The sequence below is a fragment of the uncultured Parabacteroides sp. genome (assembly GCF_905196875.1).
Taxonomy (GTDB): domain Bacteria; phylum Bacteroidota; class Bacteroidia; order Bacteroidales; family Tannerellaceae; genus Parabacteroides.
Window position 1 is genome coordinate 1 of sequence record NZ_CAJJWO010000051.1, and the last position, 24,741, is coordinate 24,741.

Sequence of the window (24,741 nt, forward strand, 5' to 3'; positions counted from 1 at the left end):
TGTTCGATCTCTGTGAAGAGCAACAACAGACAAAAACAAGCCCCGGGGGATTCGTTCTCCGGGGCTTCGTTGTTAGAAAATAATGAGCCAATGTGGCAATATGCCAATGTGCCAATTTAGAATGTGAACTAAAATAAGAGGCCTCATAGGGGTGGGGGTTGCCCACCCTTTGCGACAATGATATAACAAACGGTGAAGGAGGACGGGCAAACCCCGCCCCTACGAACACAACATTCACTTCTGAAAATAATTGAACCTATTGCTATCTCTATTGGCATATTCTTGGTGAACCAAGCGGCAAAGCCGAGCGGGCAGATTAGCATATTGGCTCATTATTGATAATTACTGAACCATCCCCTATCATATTAATCATCTTAAAATTCAAAAGTCATGAAAAAAAATTGAATGCCGGCCAGCTGAATCAGGCGGCTCAACTTTTGGGAGACGATTGCGAAGAGCTGGACAGCGTGCTTCGCAAAGTGATGAAACATAACAACAGTCTCAGGCGGTTGCTGCAAAATGCTGTCTGGGAGGAGGATATGGTGAAGGAAGAACTGATTGTTCTTACCATGCCCACCTCCACATTCCTGGCATTGCTCGGCCCCTTGCTGGAAAGCAGGGGTTGGACGGTCAACGGACGGCATGAAATCAGGCCTTTCCTGCGTGCCTTCCTTTCCGTGTTTCGCCTGCGCACAGACCTGGACAAAGATTTCCTGACGATGGGAACGATCGAAAACCTGGTACTCGACTATCTCTATGTGTATCACAAATTGCAGTAAAACAAATAGATAGCCATCTGTCGCTTGTGCGGTTTATTGTTTTCTTAAAAGAAAAGAAAGCAATAGGCTATCTTGTTTATCAATCTTACCTTGTGGAGTATAAACCATTCTCAAAATACAATTTATTATGCTACAAGTAACAATGTTTGCCAAATTTAAAAAGTGTCTTGGTGATGTTAGCCTTATCAACGCTCTTTACGACATCCGGGGTGGAAAATATGCCCATAGTGTTAACCTGATCCGCGTTTATATGGACAAAGGAAATCCTGATGCAGCCGAACAGCTAAAGAAAGAGCTGCCCGCCATCACCCTCTCGGCTACCTATCAGAAAAAAAGACTGGCTGCTTACATCACTGGCTACAATCCGCTGATCATTATCGATTTCGATGATTTGCCCGCTGCCGACCTCTCCCGTTTACTGGACCTCGCACGTCAGGCCGTCTATACGGTGGCCTGCTGGATCAGCCCCCGCGGACATGGCATCAAGATCATTGCCTATCCCGCTGTCCGTCTGCCGCGTACCCCTGACAATCATCCTGCCGTCTTTAAGCTGGTAAAGGAATGGTACGAACAACTGCTGGGCGTGGCAGCCGATGCGTCGGGAAGCGATATCGGGCGACTCTGCCTGCTTTCGTATGATCCGGCACTTTTCCTCTCGCCCCGCTTCGAACCCTGGCTGAAAGGAGAGGCCGGCGAACCGCAGGGACTGCCGCTTATCGAACCGGTCTTTTCCGACAAAACCTTGCAGTTGCTTGCTTCCGCCCGCAAAAAGGCTTCCCGCAAGTTCTCCTACGCGGAAGGCAACCGCAACAATTACGTGCACCTGATGGCCAGCCATTGCAACCGCCTGGGGGTGGATAAGGAGGCGATGGCGGATTATGCCTCAAAAGCATTTGCCGACCTGCCTGCCGATGAGCGTATGGCGGCTATCGACAGCGCTTATGTACATACCGAACAGCATGCAACGGGAGGTGGCAGAAAGACCCACCGTAAAGACGGGTTTGTCGAACAGATACAGGCGTTTCTGACGGAACATTATGTCCTGCACCGCAATGTCGTGCGCCGGCAGGTGGAATACCGTGCAAAGGAGGAAGAGGAGGAGAGCTATACCCCTGTCACCGACTACTGGGAGAACTCTGTCTGGTGTGCTTTGCAAAAGGAGGGTGTGCTTTGCCATCTCTCCGACCTGCGGGCGGTGATCCATTCCGATTTCAGCCCCGAATACGATCCGTTCTGTTCCTATCTCGAGCAGCTGCCGCCCTGGGATAGGCGTACCGACCCGATCGGCCGGCTGGCAGCAACCGTAAACACTACCCGGCCGGAGTTTTGGGAGAAATGTTTCCGTAAATGGCTGGTAGCACTCGTGGCCTGTGCTGCCGACAAACGTGCGGAGAACCACTCCGTCCTGATGCTGAGCGGTGCTCAGGGACTGGGCAAGACCACCTGGCTGCGCAACCTGGTGCCGCCCCGGCTGCGTGGGTATGTCTATTCGGGTAACCTCGATCCTACGGCCAAAGACTCGTCGCTGATGATGAGCGACTGCTTCCTGATTATCCTCGACGAGCTGTCGGGCCAGAGCCGCACGGAGCTGAACCGGCTGAAGGCGCTGATCACGAAAAACTCCGTTTATGAACGCCGTCCCTACGCCCGCAATGCCGAGACGTATGTGCGCCGTGCTTCCTTTGCCGCCACGGTCAACGATAGCGAGGTGCTGACCGACCGTACCGGGTCGCGCCGTTTCCTCTGCTTCGAGGCGACGCAGATCGATTATTCTTCGCCGGTAGACTATACGGGTATCTATGCACAGGCGCTGGCGTTGTTTCGCGACGGTTTCCGCTATTGGTTTGCCGATGCCGACATTGCGGAGATAAACGACAACAACGAGCCTTTCCAGCAGTTGTGTCCGGAGGCGGAATTGTTTTATACTTATTTTCGCAAACCGATCCGTTTTGAGCTTCCGTTATTACTGACATGTAGCGAAATCGTTGCCAAGATTGCCGAGAAAACGCGTTATCCCATCACTTCTACCGGTGTAAACATCCTCGGAAAAATGTTAAAAAGAGACGGTTTTCTTTGTCAGAAAAGGCATGGTAAACGGCTTTATGCTGTTATCGAGCTGACTTTCGATCAGGTAGAGGCACGTCGGAAAGGGTTCGGAAGCTATCCGGATGATAATGCGGAAGGTGTTGATAAAGAAGATGATGAAGAGGAAGAAGGAGGAGATCCTGAACTGGCATTTTAAGCCTGGGGGCAGGTGGGGGCAGATAAACTTCATTTCTGTAAACTTCTTTAGCAATGTTCTTTTGTTCCTTAGCTGTTGAGGGAACAAAAGAACATCTATTACAAAGTTGCAGGAAAACGCAGATAACCTGCCTCTGCCGCCCCCCGGGAAATAACAGCCGGAATTGTGTCCACTGGCTGCCGCACCCGTTTTCAGTAGCTGCCGCAGCTGTTTTTACCCGCTGCTGCAGTCGCTAAAAACCGCTGCCGCAGCCATTTCATTCAGGGTTTACCCGGATGTTCGACCAGTTTCATCAGTGTTTCATGCATTGTCCCGTTGGTGGCAAGCACTTCGTCGCCCGACTGCCAGTTGTCGCCACCGCTGAAATCGGTCACTTTGCCTCCTGCCTGCATCAGAATCAGAGCGCCGGCGGCAATATCCCAGGGGCCGATATACGCTTCTATGCGGGCTTCGAATCGTCCGGCTGCGATGTAGCAGACTTCGGCCGCCGCCGCTCCCATCAGGCGCGTTCCTCCGGCGAAACCGTACAGCCTGTCGACCAGATGGAGGGCCATCGGGCGGTAGGCATCCGAGTTGTAAGGAAATCCCAGGTCGATAAAGGCTTTATCGAGGTCTGACACGTCGGAGACATGTATCTCTTTGCCATCGAGGTAAGCCTTGCTGCCTTTCCAGGCATAGAAGCATTCGTCGCGGCATACTTCATAAACTACGCCGAGCAACAGCTCTTCTTTATTACGCAGGGCGATGCTTACACAATAAGGTGCTATGTCGTGGATGTAATTGGAAGTTCCGTCCAGCGGATCGACCAGCCAGCAATAGTTCTCGTCGGTCAGGCTGCCGCTGCCTTCTTCGGCGATGAAGCCGGCTTCCGGTAGCAGGGCGGAGAGTTGGGCGATCAGCCATTTCTCCGACTCTTTGTCTACATACGAAACATAGTTGTGGGCACTTTTTTCTTCTACCCGCCCGCGGTCGAATTTACCTCGTTCCTCTTTCAGGAAAGCCCCTGCTTTACGGGCTATGTACTGTACTTCGGTACAGAGTTGTTCCAGGTTCAACATGTTACAGTCCTTTCTTTTTGAATTGACAAACGTACACATTTTTATGGATTAAATAGGGTGTGAACGACTGAATATTACTGAAAAAGATATACTTTTGGCCTGTGAGGTAGACTAATACAATTCTAATGATATGTGGAAACCATGGGGACATACTTCATATTATGGGGGAGAAGAAAAAACAGAGGATTATAACTTCTTTGAAATCTCTTCCTTTTTTCGTTTCGATAAACATCAAAGGGCACTTGGTGTGTTGTCGGAACAGACCTGTGCCGATTTGGGATTTGAGGATCTGTTTATATTTTCCGATCGTACCGTTTCGCGCGTCGGGCAACAGTATCTGTATAACCTTATGCGGACCATTTCTGCCGGAGCGAATGAGGTGGAACAAAACGAGCCTCTGATAAACCGTCTGGCGACAAATCCCGTATTACATGCCGAGGTTGTAAAAGACCTGGATGTATTGAGTGCTCCCGATGCATACAGTATTGCTCCACTGATGGAGTTGGGGCATCCGGTCGTTCCCGTATGGAAAAAGATCCTGTTTCGCATTTGTGGCCTGCTGCCGACCCTGTTTCTATTGTTGTTCTACCTGTATCAATCAGGCGTCTGTCTACTTCTCCTTATTGCAACGATACTGATGAACGGCGTTATCCATTATAGCAATAAACCGAATAATCTGAATTATATAGCTTCGATCCCCCAATTGATACGTCTGTTGAATATTTCGGGTAAACAGTGTAAGAACCCTCTCTTTTCAGAGATTGCCGGGGGCGTGCCGGAAGCATTGTCTTCGCTCGAAACGTTGCGGAAAGCCAGTGGCCACCTGCGGATGGAGTCGAAGATGGACAGCGACCTGGCTGTGATCCTCTGGGCAATCATGGAATGTGTCAAGGTCTTTTTCCTGGCGGAACCGATAGCTTATAATAAAATCGTTACCCTGTTGAAAGACAAGAACCGTGATATAGAAACGGTGTTCCGCTTTATCGGGCTGATCGATACCCTGTCGTCGGTCTTTTTCCTGCGGAAGAGCCTATCTTATTATAGCTTGCCGGAACAACCGGAGGCTGGGCTACGGGTTGAGGCGGACGATATGTATCATCCTCTACTCGAAAACTGTGTGGCGAATACGATCCGGATCGAAGGGCGTTCCATCCTTTTCACAGGGTCGAATATGTCGGGTAAGACCACCTTTATACGTACTTTGGGTGTCAATATACTGGCTGCTCAAACGCTTCATACGGCCTTTGCCCGGCGTATGAAACTCAAAATGCCGGTCATGATACATGCAGCCCTGATGCTTTCCGACAGCCTTGCGGATGGGAAGAGCTTTTATCTGAAAGAGGTAGAGTCGATCCGCTATATGCTTTCCTGTGGACGGAGTGAACACATCAATCTTTTTCTATTGGATGAGATATTCAAAGGAACCAATACCACTGAGCGGATTGCGGCGGCCAAGGCGGTGTTGAGCTATCTGAATACGGCCTGTAACATCGTGGTCGTCTCCACCCACGATACGGAGTTGGGAGGATTTCTGGAGAATGAGTATGACCTGTATCATTTCTGCGAGAAGATAACCGGCGATGTCTTATCGTTCGACTACAAACTGAAGTCCGGCAACCTGTATCAGCGCAACGCGATCCGTATCCTTGAAATAAATGATTATCCCTCTTCTTTGATCGAAGATGCTTATTCTGTGATCCGGCGGATAGAAGGTAAATAACGCTTGTGCCGGATGTTCTTCTGCCAGAACTTTTTATTCTTGATTTTCTTTTCTATTTTTGTTAATGAATTTTCAAACAAAACGAGGTATTTAGCCGTTATCTTTATAAAAAAGAATACACTATAATAACAAATGAGGATTTGGATTAAACGAATAGGGATCGTCTGTCTGATACCTGTGGTATTGGTATTATTGGTCTCTGTACTTCTATATATACCGCCTGTTCAGAACTTTGCTGTCCGGAAAGCGGCTTATTATGCCGGAAAAGCTACCGGGATGCAGATCGGAATAGAACGGATACGACTCTCTTTCCCGTTGAACCTGACGGTTAAGGGTGTGGAGGTGCTGACTTCGCCCGCCGATACGCTACTGACCCTGAAAAGTCTGACGGTAAATGTACGCGCTCTGCCCTTACTGAAGAAAGAGGTACTGGTAGATGCGATCGACCTGGAAGGTGTGAAGGTAAACTCAGGCACATTTATCGAAGGTATGGAGATAAAAGGTGTACTGGGGCGCTTGTATGCCAAAGCCGACCGTGTCAACCTGGCGAAAGAAAAGGTTACCCTGAATACGGTCGACCTCTCCGATACGGCTATCACCTTGTTGTTGAACGATACGACAACCAAGGCCGACACCACTTCGACTCCCGTAAACTGGATATTAAACCTTGAAAAGATAAACCTCGACCGGGTGGCTTTCGCCATGCAGATGTCTGCCGACTCGTTACGTCTGACCACCTATATCGATAAAGCCAACCTGAAAGATGGTATAGTCGACCTAGGTGCCTCGCGTTATGAAGCCGGCCTGTTCACCCTGACCGGATCGACCCTGGGGTATGACGGTAATAATCAGGATGCGACAGAAGGTTTCGACCCTTCTCATATCGCCCTGAGTGACGTCAATATCTCGCTCGATTCTCTTCTCTATGGTGGCCGGGATATAAAAGCCCGCATACGTGAGTTCTCGGCCGAGGACCGTTCGGGACTGACTATCTCTTCCCTGACCGGAAGCCTTCATAGCGATAGCACCACTATCAATGTACCGCAACTTCTGTTGAAGACTCCTTCATCGGAAATCCGCCTGTTGGCGATGGTTCCCTGGAGTTCGTTTGCAGAAAGTCCAGAAGGCAATATGCGGGTATTGCTTACAGCTTCGGTAGGTAAGGAAGATGTAATGATTGCCGCCGGTGCACTTCCGAAAGATTTTCAGAAGGCTTATCCCGAAAAACCGGTTTCGCTGACGGCCGGTGTGGAAGGTAACCTGTCCTCCCTGATGCTTCGCCAGTTGAAAGGTGAGTTGCCGGGGGCTTTCCGTATGGATGTGACCGGTACGATGAAATCACTTACCGACAGTGTGCGCCGTTCCGGGAAACTGGAACTAAAAGCGAAAACGGGTAACCTCGATTTCGTATTGGCCATGCTCCCGAAGGCGGAACGGAAACGTTTCAATATCCCTTCCGGTATTACCCTGACCGGTGAAGCCGGTTTGAAAAATAACGAATACCAGGCCGACCTGCTTCTGCGGGAGGATAAAGGAAAGGTCTTGTTGACAGGGCGCTTCAACCCCGCTAACGAGGCTTACGAAGCCGACCTGAAAGTGGATAGCCTGGAACCTTTGCACTTTATGCCGCTCGACTCCCTCTACGGCCTGACTGCCTCTATCCGTGCCGAGGGTAAAGGTTTCGATCCGTTCAAAGCGTCTACCTGGGCGAAGCTGGATGGTCAGATTACGGATATCCATTATGGTAATTATAACGTGTCGGACGTCAATCTGGCAGGATCGCTTGAAAAGAACTTCGCCAAGTTCGACCTGCTGAGTAAGTATCCGCTGGCAAAGATGGATATGACGCTGAACGCTACCCTGCTGAAAAAGGAGATCAAAGCCATGCTGATTGCCGATGTCGAGAATTTCGATCTCTACGGTATGCACCTGATGCAAGATTCACTGGCTACCTCTTTCCAACTATTTGCGGAAGCGGAAACCGATATGGGAAAAAACAACCTGGTCGACGTCACGCTGGGTAACTGGGAACTGATTACGACTACCGGAAAATATAAACCCAAGACTCTGACCTTGCATGCTCAAAGTACGAAAGATACGACCCGTGTCTCGTTCCATGCCGGCGACCTGGGAATCACATTGACAGGAAATGCCGATCTCGAAACGATGACCGATAAGTTCACCAAGATATCGGAAGGCCTGAACAAGCAACTGGAGAAAGACTCGATGATCAATATCCCTGCTTTCCGTCCGCTGCTTCCCGATATGCATCTGGCTATATCGGCGGGGAAAGACAACCCGATTTATAATATCCTGCAACAGGCTAATATATCTTTCAATAACCTGAATCTGGAAGCTTTCTCTTCGCCGGAAGAAGGTTTCCGCATGGATGCGGGTATCTACGATCTGATGCGTGATACTACCCGGCTCGATACGATCAGTTTCGCTGTGCGCCAGGACTCGCTCGGATTGTTGTATAGTGCCGATGTGATTAAAACAATATACCGTAAACAAGCACCTTTCACTGCCGGCGTGAAGGGAAAGATAAGAAGTACGTTTGCCGATGCAGAGCTTTTGTACACGGATGGGGCCGGAGATACCGGTATCCTGCTCGGACTGCGGGCGGACAAAGTGAAAGAAGGGATCAATCTCCATTTGTTCCCCGATGATCCGATCCTGGCTTTCCGCCCTTTCAAACTGAATCCGGACAATTATATACTCTATAAGAATGAGAAAGATATTGCAGCCGATCTCCGGTTGTCGGGCGAGGAAAATATGTCTTTGTGGATACATTCGCGACCGGAAAAGGAGAAGATGGAGGAACTGCATCTCGAACTGAGCCAGATCAACCTCGATGTGATTTCGAAAGCATTTACGGAGATACCTTCCATGCAGGGAATCTTGAGTGCGGATATGCAATATGCACCTTCCGACAGCTCGTTCCTGGTGGTGCTCGATGCGAATATAGACAATCTTATTTATGAAGGCGGCCGGGTAGGAGAACTGATGTTCAGTACCGTTTACCTGCCGTTGCCGGATAACAGGCATCAGGTCGATATGCACTTCCTGCGCGACCAGAACGAGGTGATGTCGGCTACCGCTCTTTACAAGATAGGAAAAGAAGATTATCTCGACGGAACACTCGACGTGACACATCTGCCGCTGGATATGGTAAATCCGTTTATCCCGGATAATATGGCTTCGTTAAATGGTGTGCTGGAAGGAAAGATGACGATAAAGGGTAGTAGTAAAGCCCCTGAAATGAACGGATATATCGAGATGGATTCGACCTCGATGTTTGTGACCGCTGTAGGAACCAGCTTCCGGGTAGACGACAAAAAGATCGTGGTGAAAGACAACAAAATCATGTTCGACGAATACCATATCCATGCTGCCGGTAAGAACCCGTTCGTGATAGACGGTACGATCGACTTCAACAACCTGTCGCGAATGACGGCTGACCTGAAGCTGAAGGCTGATAATATGCAATTGCTCGATGTAAAACGTAACAAAGAAAGTATGGTCTACGGTAAACTGCTGGTCAATCTCTCGTCTACCGTAAAAGGGCCGCTCGATGCCTTGATGATGCGTGGTAGCCTGCAATTGCTGGGTGGAACGAATGTAACTTATGTGATGAAGGATTCGCCGCTGACCGTACAGGACCGTCTTTCCGACCTGGTGACTTTTACCTCTTTCGAAGATACGCTCGTCAACCGCCGTCGTCCCGAAGCCCCGCTGCCGCTGGGAGGAATGGATATGCTGCTTACAATCCGTATCGACCAGTCTGTACGCCTGAATGCCGACATCACTCCCGACCGTTCCAGCAAGGTAGAGCTCGAAGGGGGTGGAGACCTCTCTTTCCAATATACCCCGCAGGGGGAAATGATCCTGAACGGACGATATACTCTTTCCGGTGGCATTGTGAAATATGCTTTGCCGATCATCCCGCTGAAAGAGTTCAATATACAGGACGGCAGTTACGTGCAGTGGAGCGGCGATCCGATGGATCCGTATCTGAGTCTGACGGCTACCGAGCGCATCCGTACCAATGTGACGGAGGGTAGCGGCTCCCGTATGGTCAATTTCGATGTCGGTATCGCTCTCAAACAACAACTGGAGAACCTCGGCCTGCAGTTCGTTCTGACGGCTCCGGAAGACCAGACGATGCAGACAGAACTGAGTAGCATGGGAGATGATGAACGAACGAAACTGGCTGTCGGAATGATCATCACCGGTATGTACCTGGCGAACAGTAGCAGTGGTAAACAGAACCTGAATATGGGAGCGGCCCTGAACAGTTTCCTGAACAGTGAGATCAGTAATATTGCAGGAAGTGCCTTGAAGACGGTCGATATCTCGTTCGGTATGGATACTTACGACGAGAACGGCAGCGGGGATGGCGGTCAGCGTACCGATTATAACTTCAGCTTTGCCAAACGTTTCTGGAACGACCGTATCCGTATCGTGTTGGGAGGTCGTATCTCGACCGGCGAGAATGCCAGCAACAGTAACCAGACGCAGGCCTTTATCGACAATGTCTCGATCGAATACCGACTGGATGCCAGCGGAACGCGCTACGTGAAGCTGTTCCACGACAAGAATTACGAAAGTCTGCTGGAAGGAGAGATCACAGAAACAGGTGTCGGTATCGTTTTGCGGCGCAAGATGCTTCATATGCGGGAGTTGTTCAACTTTAAGAAAAATAGGCCTAAACCGGTTTATGAGGAGGAATGATGAAAAAGAAAAATATACTATATAGACTGTTTAGCAGAACGACAATAACACAGCGGGGTAGTGGGTGTGTCATCTTCTCGTTTCTTTTACTTTTGTTGGCATCCTGTTCGACCACAAAGAACCTGCCCGAAGGCGAAGTTCTTTATACCGGCATTAAAAAGATAGAAGTCACCAACGACGATAAGACCCCCGCCGGCGAAGATGCTCTGGCGGAAGTGGAGGGTGCTCTTGCCTATCCACCCAACAATGCGCTATTGGGAAGTTCATCTGTCCGTGTGCCGTTCCCTTTCGGCCTGTGGATATATAACTCTTTTGTGAATAAAAAGGGTAAGATTAGTAAATGGATTTTCAAACGACTTGCCGCCAAGCCTGTATTTATCTCGACGGTGAATCCCGATATACGTATCAAAGTGGCGCAAAACCTGTTGAAGGAATATGGCTATTTCAATGGAACTACCTCTTTCCAGGTAGATACCAATCCGAAGGATGCGAAGAAAGCCAAGCTCATTTATCAGGTGGAAATGAACCATCCTTATACTTACGACAGTATCCGTTATGTGAGGATGCGCCATCAGATGGATACATTAATACAAAGCAATCCTTCGGCACGCCTGCTTCATAAAGGGGAAAACTTCAGTGTGACGAATCTGGAAGCCGAGCGGCAACGTATTACATCCCTGTTGCGTAATAACGGATTCTATTATTTCCGCCCCGAATTTATTACCTACCAGGCGGATACCATAATGAATCCCGGTAAGGTGGCACTTCGCATCATGACGAAACCCGGCCTGCCGCGTACCGCCCTGCGTCCGTGGAAGATAGGTGAAATCTCCGTCCTGTTGAACGGTTATAACAACGAGCCGCCTACCGATTCGGTACGCTATAAAGATATGACAGTCTATTACGAAGGCAAACTCCGGGTACGTCCGTCGGTGCTTTACAATCGTTTGCGTCTGCACTCCGGCGATCTCTATTCGCAGGAAAAACAGCAACGGACGCAGAACAGTTATTCGCGCCTGGGTATTTTCCGGTATTCCGAAATGCAATATACCCCACGTGATACAGCCCGTCGCCAGGATACCCTGGATTTGAAGATTAACACCGTCTACGACCTGCCGCTCGACGGCGAGTTGGAAGTGAACGTGACCTCTAAAAGTAACGACCAGCTGGGACCGGGAGCTATCTTTAGCGTCACTAAACGGAATGTGTTTGGGGGAGGTGAAACGTTCGGTGTGCGTTTGCGCGGCTCTTACGAATGGCAGACCGGTAAACGGGTGGACGGTTCCAAGTCGGCTATCAATAGCTGGGAAATGGGACTGAGCGGAACATTGACATTCCCGCAATTGCTGTTCCCCGGTATGATGAAAAAGGACGGTTTGTATCCTTCGAGCACCTCCTTCCGCCTGTATGTCGACCAGTTGAACCGGGCACGTTTCTTCAAGATGCTGGCTTTTGGTGGAAATGCGGCCTACGATTATCAGTCGTCTGCCACCAGTCACCATTCGATCACGCCCTTTAAACTGACATACAACCTGCTTCAGTCAACGACCCACGAGTTCGACAGCATAACGAAGGACAACCGTGCCTTGAAACTGAGTTTGGAGAACCAGTTCGTGCCGGCGATGGGATATACCTATACCTACGACGATGCACCGATCACATCCAAGCGGAATCATACCTGGCTTCAGTTGTCCGTTTCGCAGGCGGGTAACCTGCTGGCTGCCGGTTATGCCATTGCCGGAAAGAAATTCAATGAAGAAGGAAAGCATTTGCTGGGGAATAAATTTGCCCAGTTCGTGAAAGGAACGGCGGAAATCCGTTACAACTATAAGATCGGTCATAACCAGCATCTGGTCGGACGCGTCATGGCGGGAGCCATTTACAGCTATGGAAATGCCCGCGTGTCTCCTTACAACGAGCAGTTCTATATCGGTGGGGCCAATAGCCTCCGTGCCTTTACGATCCGTTCGATCGGCCCGGGTAGCTTTCGTCCGGAGAAAAGTGATTACAGCTATCTCGACCAGACCGGAGACCTGAAGTTCGAGGCCAACCTCGAATATCGTTTCCCGATCCTGGGCGATCTGCATGGTGCCGCTTTTATAGATACGGGTAACATCTGGCTGATCCGTGAAGACAAGCAACGTCCCGGTGGTCAGCTGAAGTGGGGGCGTTTCCTGAGAGATCTGGCGCTGGATGCCGGTGTCGGACTACGTTACGACCTTACCTTCATCGTGATCCGCCTGGATATGGGTGTTCCCTTGCATGTGCCTTACGAAGCAAAGAAAGGTTATTTCAACGTACCGAATTATACGCCGGGCTGGCACCTGGCTATCGGGTATCCGTTCTAATATAGGATACGAATATATATAACGCAGATTGGGCAGATAATCGCAGATTCAATTATGATCTGTGTTATCTGCCCAATCTGCGTTATAGTTACGCTACCGTGATTAGAACGGCAGGTCGTCGATCGGATTTGCCGGACCGAAGTCGGGAGCGGCAGGTGCTGTCGGGGCGGATGCCGGTGCAAAGTTATCCGGGGTCATCGCTCCGGGAGCCGACATGGGGGCGCCGGCCATCGGACGGTCTACTTTCCATGCATTGATGTTGGTGAACCAACGTCCCTGATACTCACGGCTGTCTATATCGAATGATACTGTCAATTCTTCTCCGGGTTGAATAGCTGCCTGTTCGATGCGGTCGGCACCGAAAATCTGGAAGCATACTTTCTTAGGGTATTGGTCATGTGTTTCTAATACGTACTCCTGTTTTTTCCACTCGTTTCCGTTTTTACTTGTGCCGCCCTGTTCAGGTAGTACGGCAATAATCTTTCCCGTAATTTCCATATTTATTGTTTTCTTAAATTGTCGGCGAAGATACGTTTTTCTCTCGTAACCTGCTAATTGTTTGACTTAGATTTTCTCTTCCTGAGGTAATTCCGAAGGGTCGAGCGCGTCGAAAGCTGCTTTCATCGAAAGCAACTCTTCCTTGATTTGTTTCAGTTTGTTGACGATCTCTTCTTGGCGGATGGTTGTTTCCCTGTTGTCCTTTAGCTTCTGCCGTGCACCGGCCAGTGTCATACCCCGTTCTTTTACCAGATGGAAGATCAGACGCACGGCGTCGATATCCTCCTGTTTGTAGAAACGGGTTCCTTTGGCCGTTTTACGCGGGCGGATAATATCGAATTCCTTCTCCCAGAAACGCAGGGTCGACTCGTTGACATCGAACATCTGCGCCACCTCGCTGATGGAGAAATATAACTTCAGATTTTTATCTTTATTTAATGCCATCGTCTTAAAGAAGTTTAATCCATTACCTGTCCATGGTTTTCTGCGATCTGGATCATACGGTCGTATTCTTCAGGAGTAAGATCCATGTAATAGTATCTGGACGGGTTATCGTGTTTACCCCGGACTATCACTTCGTAATGCAGGTGCGGTCCGGTAGATTTACCTGTATTACCCACTTCGCCGATCACTTCGCCGCGGGTCACTTTCTGTCCGACGCGCTTCTTGAACTTGCTCATGTGGCCGTATAATGTCTGGAACCCGTAGCCGTGATCGATCATCAGACAGTTGCCGTAACCCTGTTTCCAGGCGGCAAACGTGACGACGCCGTCACCGGTTGCATAAATTTCCGTTCCCACTTTGGCGGAGAAGTCCATGCCCGAGTGGAAGCGGGGAGTTCTGTATATCGGGTCGATACGCACACCATAACCGGATGCCGTACGGCGTAGGTCCTTATTGGAGATAGGCTGGATGGCAGGGATGCAACGGCTCCGTTCTTCCTGGTTCTTACCCAGCTTGATCAACTCTTCCAACGAGTTACTTTGTATATAGAGCTGCTTGGAGAGCATATCCATCTTCTGTGTGGTGGAAACGACCAGCTCCGGGTTAGGCAAGCTCAACAGATGTTCGTAACGGTTGGTTCCCCCGAAGCCCGATTTACGTACCGATTCGGGAATGGACTCTGCCTGAAAGATGGCACGATACAGGTTCTCGTCGCGTTGCTGGATGTCGTCCAATACTTCGAGGGCATTGGTCAGGCGGAGCGAAAGTACCTCGTATTGAGTCTGTAACAACTTATTTTCCTTCTTCAATAACGACTCTACCGGCGAGTCGATCGTGTACATTAAAATGAAGAAAGCCCCGATCCCTATCGCCGCACCTATGCTCAAATGACGGAGCACAATGAAGAAACGATCTTTGGCGGAAGGGTAGACACGCTCGTAATTGAGTGTGCTAGGGTTATATAAGTAATATGTTTTTCTTGTTTTAAACAGCTTCATTGAATATTTTTATAGCTTGGATACGTGCAAAAATAATAATTTGCAGTACTTTTGCAAATTGTTTTTCAGAATATTAACGAGAACTATATATTAGATTATGTTGACAGCAAAAGAAATCCGTGAATCGTTTAAAGAGTTCTTCGCTTCCAAGCAGCACCAGATAGTGCCGTCTGCTCCGATGGTAGTGAAGGGAGATCCTACATTGATGTTCACCAATGCGGGTATGAACCAGTTTAAAGATATTATCTTGGGTAATGTACCCATCAAATATCCTCGCGTCGCGGACTCACAGAAATGTCTTCGTGTGAGCGGTAAGCATAACGACCTGGAAGAAGTGGGGCACGATACCTACCACCACACTATGTTTGAAATGTTGGGTAACTGGTCGTTCGGTGATTATTTCAAGAAAGAAGCAATCAATTGGGCATGGGAATATCTGGTAGATGTTCTGAAGCTGGATCCGAAACGTTTATATGCAACCGTATTTGAAGGAAGCCCTGCCGAAGGTCTGTCGCGCGACGACGAAGCTGCCGGCTACTGGGAACAGTTCCTTCCGAAAGATCATATCATCAACGGTAACAAACATGATAACTTCTGGGAAATGGGTGATACCGGTCCTTGCGGCCCCTGCTCGGAAATTCATATCGACCTGCGTCCGGACGAAGAACGTGCGGCTAAGAGCGGTGCCGAAATGGTCAACAAAGATCATCCGCAGGTGATCGAGATCTGGAACCTGGTATTCATGCAGTTCAACCGTAAGGCTGACGGTTCGCTGGAACCGCTGCCTGCCAAGGTAATCGATACCGGTATGGGATTCGAACGTCTGTGTATGTCATTGCAGGGCAAGACTTCCAACTACGATACGGATGTATTCCAGCCGATCATACAGGTGATCGCTGCTGCTACCGGAACTAAATATGGCGAAAATAAGCAGCAGGATATTGCTATGCGTGTGATTGCCGACCATATTCGTACGATAGCATTCTCTATCACGGACGGTCAGTTGCCGTCGAATGCAAAAGCCGGTTATGTGATCCGTCGTATCCTGCGTCGTGCCGTTCGTTACGGTTATACGTTCCTCGGACGTCGCGAAGCCTTTATGTACGCATTGCTTCCTGTATTGATCGAAACGATGGGAGATGCTTATCCCGAACTGGTTGCCCAGAAGACATTGATCGAAAAGGTGATCAAAGAAGAAGAGGAATCGTTCCTGCGTACACTGGAAACCGGTATCCGTCTATTGGATAAGAAGATGGAAGAAACAAAGGCGGAAGGCAAGACTGTGATCAGTGGTGTGGATGCCTTTACATTATATGATACTTTCGGATTCCCGTTGGACCTGACTGAACTGATCCTGCGTGAAAACGGCATGGAAGCAAACATCGAAGAGTTTAATGCTGAAATGCAGAAGCAGAAAGAACGTGCTCGCAACGCTGCCGCGATCGAGACAGGCGACTGGGTAGTTCTGAAAGAAGGTGAAGCTAAATTCGTAGGTTACGACCTGTTCGAATGCGAAGCCGAGATCCTGCGTTACCGTAAGATCAAACAAAAGAATAAAGAACTTTTCCAGGTTGTTCTGGACCAGACTCCGTTCTACGCAGAAATGGGTGGACAGGTAGGTGATACAGGATGGCTGATCGCTGACGATGAAAAGCTGGATGTGATAGATACCAAGCGTGAAAATAACCTGCCGGTACATTTTGTTACCCGTCTGCCGAAAGACGTAACAGCTACATTCACCGCTAAGATCAACGAAAAGAAACGTATCCAGTGCGAATGCAACCACTCGGCTACCCACTTGCTGCACGAAGCTTTGCGTGAAGTTCTGGGAACACATGTCGAACAGAAAGGTTCTTTCGTTTCTCCTGAAGCCCTTCGCTTCGACTTCTCTCACTTCCAGAAAGTGACCGACGAAGAGATCCGCCAGGTAGAAAAGCTGGTAAGCGAAAAAATCCGTGCCAATTTCCCGCTGGAAGAACACCGCAATATGCCGATCGCTCAGGCACAAGCCCTGGGTGCTATGGCTCTGTTCGGTGAAAAGTACGGCGAAGAAGTACGTGTGGTTAAATACGGTTCTTCTATCGAATTGTGCGGTGGTACACATATCCCGGCAACCGGTATGATCGGTTCTTTGCGTGTAGTGGCAGAAAGCTCGATTGCAGCCGGTGTTCGCCGTATCGAAGCAGTGACGGCTGAAGCGGCTGAAGAATATACCTACCATTTGCAGGATTCTTTCCGCGAATTGCGTGCTATGTTCAACAATGTGCCTAACTTGGCTCAGACCATCCGCAAATCTATTGAAGAGAATGCAGAACTGAAAAAGCAGGTAGGTGACTATATCAAGGAAAAAGTGGCAGCCATGAAGAAAGACCTGATCGCTAAAGCTGTGCTACGCCACGGTGTGAAAGTGGTTGTCTTCCGTGGTGAAGCCAATCTGGATGCCATCAAAGACCTGGCATTCCAGATCAAGGGTGAAAGCTGCACGGATGAAAAAGTATTCTTTGTTGCCGGTATAAAGGACGGTGCCAAATGTGCGCTTATGGTTATGCTGAGCGAACCGCTTGTTGCCGACGGCTTGGATGCAAGCAAATTGGTGAAAGATGCAGCCAAACTGATTCAGGGTGGCGGCGGTGGCCAGGCTCACTTCGCAACAGCAGGCGGTAAGAACTCGGATGGCTTGATACAGGCTGTCGACCAGATCCTTGCTGCGGCCGATTTACAGTAAAAAGATAATATATCAAATATCTTATTCGGGGTGGTTCCTTTTTAAAAGGGATCACCCCCTTTTTTATGCCTTAAATTGTCTTTTGGGTAAAATCTCTCGACTTTTTGCTCTAGAGTAACCTTTCAAGTTTACAAACAAGTTGAGGACGATCTTCCAGGAAGAAATAGGGCAGATGACAGTTGGCAGGGGATAGGGGGCTTCGCGGTTGGTGAAAAAATGACTGGAAGTCGAAATAACTGTCAACTGTCACTTGTCAACTGTCAACTTTTACTATATTTGCCTGACCTTCTTTTCAGAAAGGATTGAATCATGCAAAAAATACAAATAAAATAGACTCTCATAGTATGAAAATGTGTAAACAGCAAAAAGTTTGCCGTATCCTTACGCTTTGCGGAGCAGCAGCGACGACGTTGTTGCTCTGGGGGTGTAGTGGTGCAGGTGCAACGAATGAATCGTTCGAACGGTCGGACTATTATTCGCGTGGTATCGGTCAGTATCCCGGTAATCCGAAGGAAGATTTTTCTCCGGAACTGGTTCCGGACCGGGGTAAATACCGGAATATCGCCCTCCGGCGTTCGGCATTCAACTCATCCAGTCACGATTATAACCTGACGGCCCAGTTGGTGACCGACGGTATCGTGACCGACGCGCAACCGCAGTATCTCATCCTCTCCACTCCGGCAGGCGAAGCTCCCCGGCGTGAACGCGAATGGATGATCGATGAAGGCCCGTACTCACGGAATACCTTCGAGGGAGCTGATACCTGGTTTCAGTTTGCGTTGAAGAATTACAGTAAATCGGTTGATAAATTGTCATTAGTAGGAAATCTCGTTTACGACGATAAATTGGCTAAAGACGGTTTCGAGATCGTCTGTGAAGGTTCCGACGACGGACAGAACTGGACGGAAGTGGGACGATTGAGCGGCAAAGGACTGCCGGGCGAGGCGGTACGTTTCCGTGTGCCGGTCACCGACCCGAACAAACAGACCGAACAGATCTCCATGCCGGTCCGCAAACTGAATGAAACGATTTCGTTCGATAAGGAGGCCACCTATTCCAATTACCGTGTTTCGTTGAAGATGCCGGGAGCCCACAGCTGGGTGTTTATGGCTGCCGATTTTTATAATAAAGGCGGTTTGGTGGAAATGAAACCTTCCCAGTTCTTCAACAGTTCCTGGATGAGTGCAACGACAGGGGAAGAATGGTTGTATGTGGATCTGGGTAGCCGCTCTGAGTTTGACAAGGTTATCTTGCATTGGATCAATAAAGCCGTTAAAGGTAAAGTACAGGTTTCCGATGATGCCGTTCAGTGGACGGATGTAGCCGAACTGCCCGGCGGCGAGAGCCTGAAAGATGAAATAGCGTTGGGTGGCAACAAGAAATCACGTTACGTACGTGTCCTGATGCAACAGCCGGCTAACGACAGCCGTTATATCCTGAGCGAACTGGAAGTGATGGGTAAAGGCGGATTGGTTCCCCAGCCTGTTGCCGCTCCGGCCATATCACAAGGGAATATCAACCTGTCAGGAGGTAACTGGAAACTTCAACGGGCTTCCGAAGTGACTGCCGCAGGTGAAAAGATATCTACTCCCGATTTTCAGCCGGAAAACTGGATCGTTGCAACTGTCCCGGGTACTGTTCTAAGCAGTTACAAGAATATCGGGGCTATCGCCGATCCGAACTATGCCGACAACCAGTTGCAGATATCCGAGTCGTTCTTCAACTCCGACTTCTGGTACCGGGACGAATTCGAAATGCCGGAAAACTTTAAGCAGGAGCGTCTGTTCCTCAATTTCGACGGTATCAACTGGAAAGCGAACGTCTACATGAACGGCCGGAAGATAGGCCGTATTGAAGGTGCTTTTATGCGTGGTAAGTTCGATGTGACGGATGTGGTCGTTCCGGGTAAGAACGTAGTTGCCGTAGAGATTATAAAGAACGAACATATCGGTGCGATCAAAGAAAAGAATGCACAGAGCACGGATTTCAACGGAGGTATCCTGGGTGCTGACAACCCGACCTTCCATGCAACGATCGGTTGGGACTGGATCCCGACGATGCGCGGACGTAATATCGGTATCTGGAACGATGTGTTCCTGACAACCACCGGAAAAGTGACGGTGGCCGATCCACTCGTTCAGTCGGTATTGCCGTTGCCCGACACGACTTCTGCTAAATTGACGGCGGAAGTGATCGTGAAGAACCATGATGTGAATGCCGTGAAAGGAACTTTAGAAGGAAAGATCGGTGAGATCACCTTCCAACAGTCGGTGGAACTGGCGCCAGGCGAGGAGAAAGCGATCGTTTTCGACGCTAAGGATTTCCCGCAGCTGAATGTACAGAACCCACGCCTGTGGTGGCCTAAGGGATATGGCGCCCCCAACTTGTATGATGCAAACTTCACATTCAAGATAGATGATAAGGTGTCGGATGCAAAAGACTTTAAAGTGGGTATCCGTCAAATGACCTTTAATGAGGATAACCAGATACTGAGCCTCTTTGTGAACGGTCGCCGTTTCATCGGACGTGGCGGTAACTGGGGCTTCAGCGAGTCTAACCTGAATTATCGTGCCCGCGAATATGATATCGCCGTGGCTTACCATGCCGATATGAACTTTACGATCATGCGTAACTGGGTGGGTATGATTGGCGACGAGGAATTGTACGAGGCCTGCGACCGTCACGGTATCATGGTTTGGCAGGACTTCTGGCTGGCTAACCCGTCCGACGGTCCCGATCCTTATTATCCGGAAATGTTTATCGCCAATGCGGAAGATTATGTAAGACGTATCCGTAGCCATGCTTCCATCGGTATCTATTGCGGACGTAACGAAGGTTTCCCGCCTGAACAGATCGACAAGGCGTTGCGCCGGATCGTGAAGGACGAGCATTCGGGTATACATTACATATCCAGCTCGGCTGACGATGTGGTAAGCGGACATGGCCCGTACCGTATGCTTCCTGCAAAAGAATATTTCACATTGAAGACCGGCAACGACAAATTCCATAGCGAACGCGGCATGCCGAACGTGCTGGCTTACGAAAGCATGCTCCGTACCTTCTCGCCGGAAGGTCTCTGGCCGCAGGACAACCAATGGGGTATGCACGACTATACCCGCGAAGGGGCTCAGGGGGCTACTTCTTTCAATGAAATCATTGCAAAAGGATACGGTGAACCTCAAAGTGCCAAAGAGTTCTCCGAACTGGCCCAGTGGGTGAATTATGACGGCCATCGCAGCTTGTTCGAATCGCGCAGCCAGAACCGTAAAGGCTTGCTGATGTGGATGAGTCATTCCTGCTGGCCTTCTATGGTATGGCAGACATACGATTATTATTTCGAACCGACAGCCGCTTACTTTGCTATCAAGAAGGCGTCCGAACCGCTGCATATCCAGTGGAACCCGGTAACCGACGAGGTGGAAGTGGTGAATTACAGTGCCGGTGCCCGTAAAGGCCTGACTGCAAAAGCACAGGTGTTGAATATGGATGCATCCGTTGCCTGGGAAAAGGTTGTGACGATCGACAGCAATGAAGATACGACCAATAAGTGTATCAAACTGGAATTTCCGGAAAACCTGTCGAAGGTTCATTTTATCAAGATGGTGTTGACAGAAAACGGCAAGGTTGTTTCCGAAAACTTCTACCACAGAAGCCTGGAAGAAAACAACTATCAGGATTTGCGTAATCTTCCGAAAGTGGATTTAAAATCCGATGTCGTTATCAATAAGGAAACAGACGGCAACTGGACTGCAACGGCTGTGATCGAGAATACAACCTCTACTCCGGCCTTGATGATCCGTCTCAATGTAGTGGGTGGAACAGACGGCCTGCAATTCCTGCCGATGTTCTATTCCGACAACTACTTCGCTTTGCTTCCGGGTGAAAAGAAAGAGGTTCGTTTCCATTGGAAAGACGAAGATACCAGGGGAAATACGCCGCGGGTGATTGTTTCGGGATATAATGTAGAGTAATACAAGATTAATTCTGAAATGAAAAGGTGAACGGTTTTCATAAACCGTTCACCTTTTTTGATTTTGAGTGTAGTGTCGTTGGTAGGGGTGGTTCACGAACCACCCTTACAACGGTACCTTTTTATCTGCCATAGAAGTGCTTAGCCGAAGGAACCATGATAACGCTCAACTCAGGATCTGCCATGTCAGGATCGAGCGGGAACATTGGTCTCACGATATTCTTATATGGAAGTTTCTTGAAGTCCTGATCCACACCTCCTCGTGTAAAAGCCATTACCCAATCCGCTTGTATACTGTACCATTGGTTGACAAGGTAACCTTGTTTAACCATTACGATATCCATTTTTTTCGGGTCGATTCCTGAACCTTCCAGGTTGGGAGTAGGAGACGATGTACCTACTACCACATAAACGCTTCCGGTTTTTACGATAGCGATGTCCCTTTTACGTCTCCAGGATTCGGCATTCTTGTCTTCTTCCGGGCTGACATAAACCACGGTACCCGACAATTTCACGGGACCTTCGTAGGAATTATCTACCATGGCACCAACCATGCCTTCCACGTGTCCGCCTACGCCAACCTCACGTGCCTGCTTAACCACTTCTTCTCCCGGGATAGAGCAATAAAGAACACTCTTTCCTTTTTCGGTCTGGAATTCCGGACGTTTCAGGAGTCTCGCCAACGTCCAAGTGACTTCACCTGAACCGCCTCCGCCGGGATTATCTCCCATATCACTGATAAAGAAAGGTTTCTTTTTACTTGCTACTGCCAAATCGATACATTCTTCGAGCGAATATCCCGGTGCCTCGAGCGAGAATTGCTTGCGGACATCCCAGAATTTCTGGGCGAGCTTCTTCGCTCCGGCTTTTACCTGTTCTTCATCGTCACCGTAAACCATTACGGCTCCCTGGTTCCGTGGGTTGTCTCCCCAAACATAACCGATCCATATCCCTGCGTCTATCACTCCGGGCATGGCTTCAACCTCGGGAACCAATGCGTACAGCGATTTCGCCGGCTCGACGCGGGTACTCGACCATTCGCCGGATACCAGGACAGGAACAGCAACCCATGCCTTGTAGGCCGGACGTCCTTTACCGGATTCGATACGATCCAGCAGATTGACCACGCCGCGGCGATGCGACTCGCGGGAGTCGTCGTGAGGTGCTTTGCGGTAGGTGGTGATCAGGTCTGAATTGAGGGCTACGAGCCAAGACGGATTTCCGTGAAGATCCATCGTGGTGGTAACCAGGACATCGTTTCCGATCAGGCTACGCACCTTCTCCATAAATTCACCTTCCGGATCGGCCACGCCTTCCACGCTACAAGCTCCGTGGTTATAAAACCAGAAAGCATCGTATGGCATATTGGCCTTGATCATCTCCAATGTTTTTTCCACAAACGCATCGTACGACTCTTTTGTCACGGGGCCTCTTCCACCACCGTAACCGATTTGGGTGGGAAGCCAAGTGGCAGCCTGTCCCATAACGGAGTCGGGGCTGATATAGTCCGGCATTCTTACGGGAGATCCTACGATCGGCTGTCTGTTCGGGACAAATACACTGTTTTCTATCTGTATACCGGCAATACCGATACGCGGTTTTTTCTTCTGTCCAAAGGCTTCTCCGACGAATGATACGGCCAAGAGACAGATTCCGAGCAATAATAGATTTCTTTTCATACTGTTATGATTTATGCAAGTTGTTGTTTATTTATTAATTCTTTATTAAACCGCCACTAATGTCGATCTCGGTTTGAGGTATAGGTAATACTTCCGCACCAGCTTTGAAAGGAGTCTTAGCTCCAAATTCTGCTTTCTTGGTTCCGTTAAAGACTTTCTCGCCCCATCCTGCACGTACCACGTCAAAGAACCGGAAACCTTCCAATCCTAACTCCAGATGACGTTCGTTCATGATGTCTTCAAACAATTGCTCTCCTGTATTGTTTTTAGGAGCCAGGTTGACATGACTTCTTACCTCGTTCAGATACTTTTGCGCATTAGCTATATCGCTGCTGAAATAACAAGCCTCGGCATAGTTCAAATATACTTCCGCGAGGCGGATAAGCCTGAGGTTCGTTGGTTGGTTATTCCCCCTGTTCTCCTCTCTTTCCCCGGGCGCAAGATACAATTTGCGATTGTACCAGCCGGTTCGGTCGTCTGTAATGGGATCCACCTTGCCTTTAGCCGCAGTTTCGATCTCTATGGCCTCTTGTGTAGAAAGGAGTGTCGTATTCTTTCGTATGATATCCCCCTCGGCATCATAAGCGTCTGCCAAAGCCTGAGTAGGCTGTGCGCAACCGAAGCCGTTAGTCATATTTCGGGGCATGGACATCAATACGTGACGGTTACCGTTATTTACACCGTATCCACTTTGAGTAGGGGAATTATACATATTAATTTCCAGGATAGACGAGATACAGTGTTCCCCCTTCAGGGAGAATTGCCAGGCGTATTCTTCCGGGCTCACTAAGCTATATTCGCTACCGCATTCCTTTTGGAAATTCTCGAATGCCTTTTTTACCTCATCGTATTTTTTCGCATAAAGGTAAACACGCGTTTGCATGGCAATGGCCGCACCTTTGGTGATTCTTCCCGCATAGGTTGTTTCGTAGTTTGCTATCTCACTTTTCTTAGGTAAGGCACTAACCGCATCGTTCAAGTCTTGCTCGATAACAGCATATACTTCCTCGACAGTCGAACGTCCGAGTCTTTCATGGGCAAGATCCAGGACTTCCGTATAACAAGGAACACCGCCAAACGTTTTCACGAGTTCGAAATAGGTATAGGCACGGATAAACTTGGCCTCACCAATCATCTGTTCTTTATTGTACGTCGAGAAAATGGCATCGTCGGCCGTTTCCATGTCCTGTAGAAATAAATTCGCTTTATTGATACATTGGTAAGAATACCGGTATTTGTTTAAAATCTCGGTATGATCTGCCTGATACTGAAAATTTTCCAGCAATGTAAAGGTTTGGGCGTCGTTTGAAGAACCGCTATAAGTTGCGTCGTTCGACAATACGTCTCCGAAACATTGCATCGACCATGTGTAGCGGAAGTCTTTCATGCCGGAATAGACAGCTGTCAAACGCAAGAATGCTTGTCGTTCTTCTGTTAGCTTTCCAGCCTCCGGGCTACCTAATGGCGCCAAATCCAAATCCGCGCAACTGCTGAATCCTGTTAAAATCGCGAGTGCGATTCCTATGATATATTTGTTTTTAAGCAT

Annotated in this window: 13 protein-coding genes; 7 read left to right on the plus strand and 6 right to left on the minus strand. The window is 49.1% G+C overall.

The annotated features are described in order from the left end of the window. The first annotated feature begins 401 nt into the window (after positions 1-401). Both QZ076_RS15580 and QZ076_RS15585 read left to right on the plus strand, forming a co-directional pair. A complete protein-coding gene (locus QZ076_RS15580; protein WP_293714619.1) occupies positions 402-779 on the plus strand; it encodes a hypothetical protein in 378 nt (125 codons plus the stop codon). Between the two features lie 127 nt (positions 780-906). After that, a complete protein-coding gene (locus QZ076_RS15585; RefSeq protein ID WP_293714620.1) occupies positions 907-3,021 on the plus strand; it encodes a VapE domain-containing protein in 2,115 nt (704 codons plus the stop codon). Positions 3,022-3,281: 260 nt separating this feature from the next. Here QZ076_RS15585 and QZ076_RS15590 read toward each other — a convergent pair whose 3' ends face one another. Then, positions 3,282-4,079: an inositol monophosphatase family protein gene (locus QZ076_RS15590; protein WP_293714621.1), complete on the minus strand. Its 798-nt coding sequence runs from the start codon at positions 4,077-4,079 to the stop codon at positions 3,282-3,284. Between the two features lie 130 nt (positions 4,080-4,209). On the opposite strand from QZ076_RS15590, the gene QZ076_RS15595 reads away from it, so the two are divergent. From QZ076_RS15595 to QZ076_RS15605, 3 genes are all read left to right on the plus strand, one after another. Continuing rightward, positions 4,210-5,799, plus strand: coding sequence for a hypothetical protein (locus QZ076_RS15595; protein ID WP_293714622.1), 1,590 nt, complete (start codon positions 4,210-4,212; stop codon positions 5,797-5,799). A 132-nt stretch (positions 5,800-5,931) separates the two neighbouring features. Then, a complete protein-coding gene (locus tag QZ076_RS15600) occupies positions 5,932-10,533 on the plus strand; it encodes a translocation/assembly module TamB domain-containing protein (protein WP_293714623.1) in 4,602 nt (1,533 codons plus the stop codon). Next, entirely contained in the window at positions 10,533-12,881 is a 2,349-nt protein-coding gene (locus tag QZ076_RS15605; protein WP_293714624.1) for a BamA/TamA family outer membrane protein, read from the plus strand. Before QZ076_RS15600 ends, QZ076_RS15605 begins: the two co-directional genes overlap by 1 nt. 102 nt (positions 12,882-12,983) lie before the next feature. On the opposite strand, the gene QZ076_RS15610 is transcribed toward QZ076_RS15605, so the two are convergent. The 3 genes from QZ076_RS15610 to QZ076_RS15620 all read right to left on the minus strand — a co-directional run bounded on the left by QZ076_RS15610 (position 12,984) and on the right by QZ076_RS15620 (position 14,821). After that, entirely contained in the window at positions 12,984-13,379 is a 396-nt protein-coding gene (locus QZ076_RS15610) for a DUF3127 domain-containing protein (protein ID WP_075559033.1), read from the minus strand. Positions 13,380-13,445: 66 nt separating this feature from the next. Further along, positions 13,446-13,823, minus strand: a complete 378-nt coding sequence (locus QZ076_RS15615; RefSeq protein WP_075559032.1) for a MerR family transcriptional regulator — start codon at positions 13,821-13,823, stop codon at positions 13,446-13,448. Positions 13,824-13,837: 14 nt separating this feature from the next. Beyond that, on the minus strand, positions 13,838-14,821 hold the full coding sequence (locus tag QZ076_RS15620; RefSeq protein ID WP_075559031.1) for a M23 family metallopeptidase: 984 nt from the start codon (positions 14,819-14,821) through the stop codon (positions 13,838-13,840). A 97-nt stretch (positions 14,822-14,918) separates the two neighbouring features. Between QZ076_RS15620 and alaS the strand changes: the two genes are divergently transcribed. Continuing rightward, positions 14,919-17,546 carry an alanine--tRNA ligase gene (gene alaS / locus QZ076_RS15625; protein WP_293714625.1) on the plus strand — a complete coding sequence of 876 codons (2,628 nt, stop codon included), beginning with the start codon at positions 14,919-14,921 and terminating at the stop codon, positions 17,544-17,546. A 344-nt stretch (positions 17,547-17,890) separates the two neighbouring features. Beyond that, positions 17,891-21,517 (plus strand): discoidin domain-containing protein, encoded by a 3,627-nt coding sequence (locus tag QZ076_RS15630; protein WP_293714626.1) that lies wholly within the window; start codon positions 17,891-17,893, stop codon positions 21,515-21,517. A 121-nt stretch (positions 21,518-21,638) separates the two neighbouring features. Here QZ076_RS15630 and QZ076_RS15635 read toward each other — a convergent pair whose 3' ends face one another. Then, positions 21,639-23,195 (minus strand): M81 family metallopeptidase, encoded by a 1,557-nt coding sequence (locus QZ076_RS15635; protein WP_293714627.1) that lies wholly within the window; start codon positions 23,193-23,195, stop codon positions 21,639-21,641. 34 nt (positions 23,196-23,229) lie between these two features. Further along, positions 23,230-24,741 carry a RagB/SusD family nutrient uptake outer membrane protein gene (locus tag QZ076_RS15640; protein WP_293714628.1) on the minus strand — a complete coding sequence of 504 codons (1,512 nt, stop codon included), beginning with the start codon at positions 24,739-24,741 and terminating at the stop codon, positions 23,230-23,232.